Origin of the sequence: Streptomyces sp. SID11385, assembly GCF_010548245.1 — a bacterium.
Classification (GTDB): Bacteria; Actinomycetota; Actinomycetes; order Streptomycetales; family Streptomycetaceae; genus Streptomyces.
The window spans coordinates 1-6387 of sequence record NZ_JAAGLR010000597.1; the positions used below are offsets into that span (position 1 = coordinate 1).

Annotated in this window: 6 protein-coding genes and 1 pseudogene; 2 read left to right on the plus strand and 5 right to left on the minus strand. The window is 74.9% G+C overall.

Features of this window, described 5'->3' with window-relative positions; genetic code table 11:
- On the minus strand, positions 1–436 hold a 436-nt coding region (locus G3I42_RS18340; RefSeq protein ID WP_164287315.1), incomplete at its 3' end, for a helix-turn-helix domain-containing protein.
- Positions 437–501: 65 nt separating this feature from the next.
- Here G3I42_RS18340 and G3I42_RS18345 point away from each other — a divergent pair.
- Complete coding sequence (locus G3I42_RS18345) at positions 502–975, plus strand: OsmC family protein (RefSeq protein WP_164287317.1); 474 nt, start codon at positions 502–504, stop codon at positions 973–975.
- On the opposite strand, the gene G3I42_RS18350 is transcribed toward G3I42_RS18345, so the two are convergent.
- Positions 959–1363, minus strand: coding sequence for a globin (locus G3I42_RS18350; RefSeq protein WP_164287319.1), 405 nt, complete (start codon positions 1361–1363; stop codon positions 959–961). The two genes, G3I42_RS18345 and G3I42_RS18350, sit on opposite strands and share 17 nt — an antisense overlap.
- Before the next feature lie 185 nt (positions 1364–1548).
- Between G3I42_RS18350 and G3I42_RS18355 the strand changes: the two genes are divergently transcribed.
- Positions 1549–2559 carry a methyltransferase domain-containing protein gene (locus G3I42_RS18355; RefSeq protein ID WP_164287320.1) on the plus strand — a complete coding sequence of 337 codons (1011 nt, stop codon included), beginning with the start codon at positions 1549–1551 and terminating at the stop codon, positions 2557–2559.
- Positions 2560–2658: 99 nt separating this feature from the next.
- On the opposite strand, the gene G3I42_RS18360 is transcribed toward G3I42_RS18355, so the two are convergent.
- The 3 genes and pseudogenes from G3I42_RS18360 to G3I42_RS18370 all read right to left on the minus strand — a co-directional run.
- Entirely contained in the window at positions 2659–3912 is a 1254-nt protein-coding gene (locus G3I42_RS18360) for an FHA domain-containing protein (RefSeq protein WP_203606984.1), read from the minus strand.
- A gap of 128 nt (positions 3913–4040) precedes the next feature.
- The gene (locus G3I42_RS18365; RefSeq protein ID WP_164287322.1) at positions 4041–5363 is read right to left on the minus strand and encodes a VWA domain-containing protein; all 1323 of its coding nucleotides are present in this window, start codon (positions 5361–5363) and stop codon (positions 4041–4043) included.
- Between the two features lie 140 nt (positions 5364–5503).
- Positions 5504–6387 (minus strand): annotated as a pseudogene (locus G3I42_RS18370) (PP2C family serine/threonine-protein phosphatase); the annotation flags it as partial.

A 6387-nucleotide genomic window follows, 5' to 3' on the forward strand; every position in this document is an offset into this window, starting at 1 on the left:
ACCCCGAGGCGTGCCACGCCTCGCTCAGCGCGACCCCGAGCCGCCCCGCGAGGTGGTCGTAGCAGAAACGGGCGGCCGCGAGCCGGGCCGCTTGGCGGCTCGGGCGGTAGCCGCGTACGGGCGTCGGCCCCGTGAGCGCGCCGAGCGCTTCGAGCGCGCGCGCCACCTCGGGCCCCGCGAGCCGGTAGTAGCGCCGCCGTCCCGAGGCCGTGCACTCCAGGAGTCCGGCGGCGACGAGGACGGACAGGTGCTCGCTCGCGGTCGAGGCGCCGATCCCGGCGGCGCGCGCCAGCTCGCCGGCCGGGCGCGCGGTGCCGTCCATGAGCAGATTGCAGAACACGGAACGCGCCGGGGCCGCGAGCGCCTGCGCGACCGTGCTGAAGTCGCGGTCGCGGCCGGGTACGGCGGAGGCGGCGGTGGTCACGGGGCTGGACATGCGTACGACGATAGTCCGGTCATCCTTCGGTACGTACCGAAACGAACCCGCCCTACGGTCGCCCCATGACCACGCGGCCCGCACCTCACGCCTACCTCGCCCTCCTCCAGTGGCAGGGCTCCACCGCCGCCGGAATCCGCGGCTACTCCCGTACCCACACCGTCCTCGCCCCGCCCGCCACCCAGCGCCTCGCCCTGAGCGCCGACCCGGCCTTCCGCGGCGACCCCGGACTCCTCAACCCCGAACAACTGCTCCTGACGGCCGCCTCCTCCTGCCAGTTGCTCTCGTTCCTCGGCGAGGCGGCCCGCGCGGGCGTGGACGTCCTGGCCTACGAGGACGAGGCCAGCGCCCGCCTCGACCTGGAGCGCGGACGGCTCGACGCGATCCGCCTCGCGGTGACCGTACGGGTGGCGCCCGGCACCGACCCCGAGGCGGTGCGGGAGCTCGCCGCGCGCGCCCACCGCGCGTGCTTCGTCGCGAACAGCCTCGCCGTGCCCGTCGACGTCGTCACCGAGGTCGAGGTCAGTCCGCGCGGTTGACCATCGAGGCGGCGGCGTACGTGAGATAGGTCCACAGGGTGCGGTCCTGCTCCTCGGTGAGGCCGAGTTCGTCGACCGCCGCGCGCATGTGCGTCAGCCACGCGTCGTGCGCGGCGCGGTCCACGGCGAAGGGCGCGTGGCGCATGCGCAGGCGCGGGTGGCCGCGGTTCTCGCTGTACGTGCGGGGGCCGCCCCAGTACTGCATGAGGAAGAGCGCGAGCCGCTCCTCGGCCGGGCCGAGGTCCTCCTCCGGGTACATCGGGCGCAGCAGCGGGTCCCCGGCCACGCCCTCGTAGAAGCGGTGCACCAGGCGCCGGAAGGTCTCCTCGCCGCCGACCTGCTCGTAGAAGGTCTGCTCCTGGACTGTGCCGTGCGGGATCTCGTTCACGTGTCCATCGTCTCAGACACCCCGGCCGAGTACCCGGGTCGTAGGACCGCCGCCCGCCACCGCCCTGCCGCCCGCCACCGGCCCCCCCGCCCGACGCCCGTACGGCCACCCGTCAGCGCCGACCCGTCCGAAAGCACCCCGCACGCGTACTCGCTTCCCGCCCCCGCGCCCTCCACAGTGGACCCATGACCCCGCAGCCCGCCCAGCCCGCGAGGGCTCCCCGCACCGAGGAGGAGTGGCAGGACCTCGCCACCCGCTCCCGCGAGGGCCTCCTGCGCCGCCTGTCCCGCGAGTGCGACCTGCTCGACGAGGACTCGCCCTGGTACGCGGCCTTCGCCTCCGTCCCGCGCCACTACTTCGTGCCGTACTACTACGTCCGCGCCCCCACCGGCGGTTTCGAGCGCCTGTGGGGCGAGGACCCCGACCGCGAGCGGCGCGCCCGCTGGCTCACCGGGGCCTACGCGGACGTCCCGCTCGCGACCCGGCTGCGCGACGGCGAACTCGTCTCGTCGAGCAGCCAGCCCTCGCTCATGGCCCGCATGCTGACCGGGCTCGACGTGCGCCCGGGGGACCGGGTCCTGGAGGTCGGCGCGGGCACCGGGTGGAACGCCGGGCTGCTGTGCCACCGCCTCGGCGAGGACCTCGTCACGACCGTCGACCTCGACACCGAGATCACCGAATCGGCGCGCGCGCACCTCGCGCGGGCCGGGTTCAGGCCCGAGGTCGGCACGGGCGACGGGATGCGCGGCTGGCCCGCGCGAGCCCCGTACGACCGGGTGCTCGTCACGGCGGCGGTCAACACGGTGCCGCGCGCGCTGCTGCGGCAGTGCGCCCCGGGCGCGCTCGTCGTGGCGCCGCTCGCGACGGGCCTGCTCGCGCTGCGGGTACGGGACGCCGAGCACGCCGAGGGGCGATTTCTGGCCACACCCGCCTACTTCGTCCCGATGCGAGGCGCCGAGCGGACCCCCGAGCCGGCCCCGTACCTCGGCGGGCTGCCCTCCTGGGCCGCGCGGGACGAGGACTTCCACTTCCTGCTCGCGCTCACCTCGGGCACCCTCGCCCCGCACGAGGCACTGGCGCTGTGGCGGCGCGAGCACATGCCCGCCAGGGAGCGCTTCGGGGTCACGCTGCGCGGCGAGTACCTGTGGGCGTGGCTCGACGACCCGGACGGGCCGTACGCGTGGGCGCTGCCCTGAGGACCGCGCGGGAAGCCGCGTGAACGGAAGCGCGAGAGACGCCGGGAGAACGCGCGAGGGGCCGCACGCGCGTGGCGTGCGGCCCCTTCGGCGCGTCGCTCAGCCGCGGTGGATCGTGATCGTCGTCCACGCGCCGACGTGCACGCGGTCGCCGTCCGAGAGCGGCTGGACCACGAAGGGCTGAATGGGCTCCTCCGAGCCGTTGACCGTCGTGCCGTTCGTGGAGTTCTGGTCCACGACCGCCCACGTGCCGTCCTGCTGGCGCGTCAGCATGGCGTGCTGGTGCGAGACCCCGGGGTCCTCCGGAGGCACCGACAGGTCGATGTCGGGGGTGTTGCCCGTGGAGTGCCTGCGGCGGCCGATCGTGATCTGGCTCCCGGTCAGCTCGACGCGCTGCTCCGGTGAGTACGCGGGCAGGCTGAGCCCGGCCGCCTCGGGGCCGCTGCGCTGCATCATCGCCAGGAAGTACTCACGATCGGGGCCGTACGTGGCACTCCAGGTCCCCGGCACGGGACCGCCCGGACCCTGCGCGAACGGGTCGCCGTGACCGCCGGGACGGGGACCGCCGAGACCGGGGCCGCCGGGGCCGGGACCGCCGGGACCACCCGGGCCACCCGGACCCGGCATGCCCGGGCCGTTGGTACCGGGGCTGTTCGGTCCCGGCCCGTTCGGCGGGTACGGGGCGGGCGGGGCGATCGGCCAGTCGTCCACGCCGGGCTGCTGGCGCTGCTGCGGCGGCTGGTGCTGCTGAGGCTGCTGGGGTGCCTGGTGCTGCTGGGGCGGCTGCGTGGTGGCAGGGCCCGGGCCGTACCCGCTCGCCTGGCCGTACGGGTCGGGGAAGCCGCCCTGCGCGGGGCGGGCGCCGTGGTCACCTCCCGTACCGGGGCCGCCGGGGCCCGCGGGGTCGCCGCCGGGGTACGACGGCGGCTCCTGCTCGCCCTGCCCCGGATAACCGGGGCCGGGCCGCTGGATCATGTCCGGGACGATCGGCTCGGGGGGCCTGTTGATCCTGGAGGGCCGTGACTCCTGGTACTCGTGCGTCTGGGGACCGGGGCCGCCGAAGCCGCCCGCGGCGGGCGACGCGGGCGCGGACGGCACGTACTGCGTGGCCGTCCCGGTCAGGAAGTTCCACCGGCAGTGCTCGCAGAACGGGCCGCCGGACTCGCGTGGCGTACCGCACTGGGGGCAGCGCTCGGCCTCCGGCTGGTTCCCGCTGTGCGGGTATCCGTACGGGCTGGGCGCGGGGGGCGGGGAAGGCGGCGGCACAGGTCCGCCCGACCCGGCCATGCGATGGCCGCAGATCTCGCACCAGTCGTCGGAGCTCGACTGATGTCCGTTCGGGCAGGTCGGCATGTCGGCGCTTCCTCCTCTCCTTCTCTTCTCCGGCCTCCCGGCCGGTCACTGACAGCATCCGGCCCGGCGGGTCCGGAAGGGCGGGCCCACCGCCACACATGCGTCGTGCGGCGGGCGGCGCGCGAGGGCTACTTCCTGACCCGCACGGTCTTGGTGGACCGTGTTTCGAGGGTCATCTCGTCCGCCTCCGTCACTTTCGCCTTCAGTCGCACAGTACCCGCAGGCGCGTCCACGACGTCCACCACCTTGGCGAGCAGCTTGGCCGTCGCCTCGTTGCCCGAGGCGTGCGCGAGCTGCACCGCGCGACCGAGCCGCGCCGTGGCGCGTTCCTGGTCACCGGACTTGCGCGCCTGGAGTCCCTCCCGTACCGCTCCCGCGAGTTCGGCCTGTCCCGTGTAGTGCGCGACCTGCGGGTTGAGCTGCGTGGACGCCGCGATGTCGTCCGTCCACACGGCCCGTACGAGCCCCTGCCCGAGCCGCGTCACCGAGCCGTCCGCCTCGGGCACGACGAGTGACACCCGGCCCGCGAGCATCTCCTGGCCGAGCCCGGCGGGCGGGACGCGGACGCAGACGTGGTAGTCGCGCGATTCGTCGCCCCACGAGCCGGTCGGGTAGTCGCCGGTGCGCGGTGCCGGCTCGGTGCGGCGCGCGGTGAGGTCCTCGACGCTGGGGGCGACCTGCTTGACGAAGACGGGCTCGGCGCCCTGCGGGGTCCACAGACGCAGTGCGACATCGGCGACCTCCTTGCCCATGACGTTCTCCATCATGCGCGTGAAGTCCTCGGTGAGCGCTTCGGGTTCGGCGACGATGTCGGCGCTGCCGAGGAGCGCGGACGCGATCCCGGTGACCTCGGCCACCTCCCAGTCGGTGCCGACCCCGCGCGCGTCGCAGGTGAAGCGGCCCGCGCAGACACCGAGCGCGGCACGCAGCTCCTCGGGCGTCTCGTGCTCGTTGCGCCCGTCGGTGAGCAGGATGCCGTGCCTGATCGTGACGGGTGCCTGGGCGAGCAGGCGCTCGGCGAGGCGCAGCCACGTACCGACGGCGGTGCCGCCGGAAGCCGTGAGCCCGCGCAGCGCCTGCTTCGCCTCGGCGCGGGTGCGGTCGTCGGCGACCGCGAGCGCGCCGCCGCGCGGGTAGACCTCCCTGGCCACGTGCGTGCCCTCGACGACGGCGAAGCGGGTGCCGTCGCGGAGCGTGTCGAGCGCGGCCCCGGTGGCCTCCTTGGCGTGGTGGAGCTTGCTGGGCGGGTACTGCATCGAGCCCGAGCAGTCGACCATGAGCACCACGGCGGCGTCCTGGCCAGGGCCCGCCGTGGTGAGCGCGCCGGTGCCGCCGCCCGTCGCGGTCACCGTGACGACGGCGTGCACCTCGCCGGAACCCTCCGGCAGATACGGGTTCTGGTAGACCTCGACCTCGAACCGGGGCCCCTCGGGCTTCGAGAAATTCGCCATGACGCCGTTCCCCCTCATCGACTTCTCACGTACCGACACGACTTCTCGCGTGTCCCGGTCTCTCGCGTGTCCGGCTTCTCACGTGTCCGGTCCGTCACGTGTCCCGGCCTCCCGCGTGCGCGGGCGTCAGCGGAGGGGCGTCATCGCGCCTCCAGGCGCACCGGTTCGCCCGGGGCCGGGTACGGGACGACGGCGACCGTGATGTTGTCGTGGCCGCCGCTGTCGAGCGCGTACCGCACGAGCGTGCGCGCCGCGTCGAGCGGGCGGCTGCCCGAGTCGGCGGGCAGCAGGGCTGCCATCGCCTCCGCGCTCTCCGCGTAGTTCCACAGCCCGTCCGTGCACACCACGACGGTCCCCGGCGCCTCGGGCCGGAAGGCGGCCGTGTGCGGCTCCAGTTCGTAGGCGTCGGCGCCGAGCCAGCCCGTGATGGCGTGCGCGCGTTCGTCCGCGTACGCCTCCTCCTCGCTCAGCAGCCGCGCGGCGACCATCTGCGCCGCCCACGAATCGTCCTCGGTGAGGCGGTACGGGGTCGCGGAGCGGTCGGCGGGCACCCAGTAGACGCGGCTGTCGCCGACCCAGCCCACGACGAGGAGTTCCTCGGTGACGATCGAGGCGACGAGCGTGCACGCCGGGGCGTTCTGCCCGGCTTCCTCGGGCGGTACGACCGGTTCGTCGGCGAGCGCGTTGACGGCCTCTGCCGCCTGCTCGATCGCCTCGCGCATCGCCTGCTCGGGGCGGGTGCCGCGCGGGAGCGAGGCCATGAGCGACGCCTCGGCGGTCTGCGCGGCGGCGAGCGAGGCCGCGTCCGGGCGTGTCGCGGAGGACACGCCGTCGCACACGACGGCGACGGCGGCCGTGGCCCCGTCGGGCAGCGCGGTCGCGGCGACCGCGAAGGCGTCCTCGTTGCGGTGGTGGCGCAGGCCCCGGTCGCTCACGGCCGCGAGCCTGCTCAACTCCCGCTACATGTGGTCGCGCGGACGCGGCTGCGCGTGCCCGCACCGCTCGCAGTACCCGTCCGCGTCGA

Bases quoted from the DNA above. Each gene is read 5' to 3' on its own strand.
- G3I42_RS18345 (WP_164287317.1), top strand. From the start codon at position 502: ATGACCACGCGGCCCGCACCTCACGCCTACCTCGCCCTCCTCCAGTGG.
- G3I42_RS18355 (WP_164287320.1), top strand. From the start codon at position 1,549: ATGACCCCGCAGCCCGCCCAGCCCGCGAGGGCTCCCCGCACCGAGGAG.
- G3I42_RS18360 (WP_203606984.1), bottom strand. From the start codon at position 3,912: ATGCCGACCTGCCCGAACGGACATCAGTCGAGCTCCGACGACTGGTGC.
- G3I42_RS18365 (WP_164287322.1), bottom strand. From the start codon at position 5,363: ATGGCGAATTTCTCGAAGCCCGAGGGGCCCCGGTTCGAGGTCGAGGTC.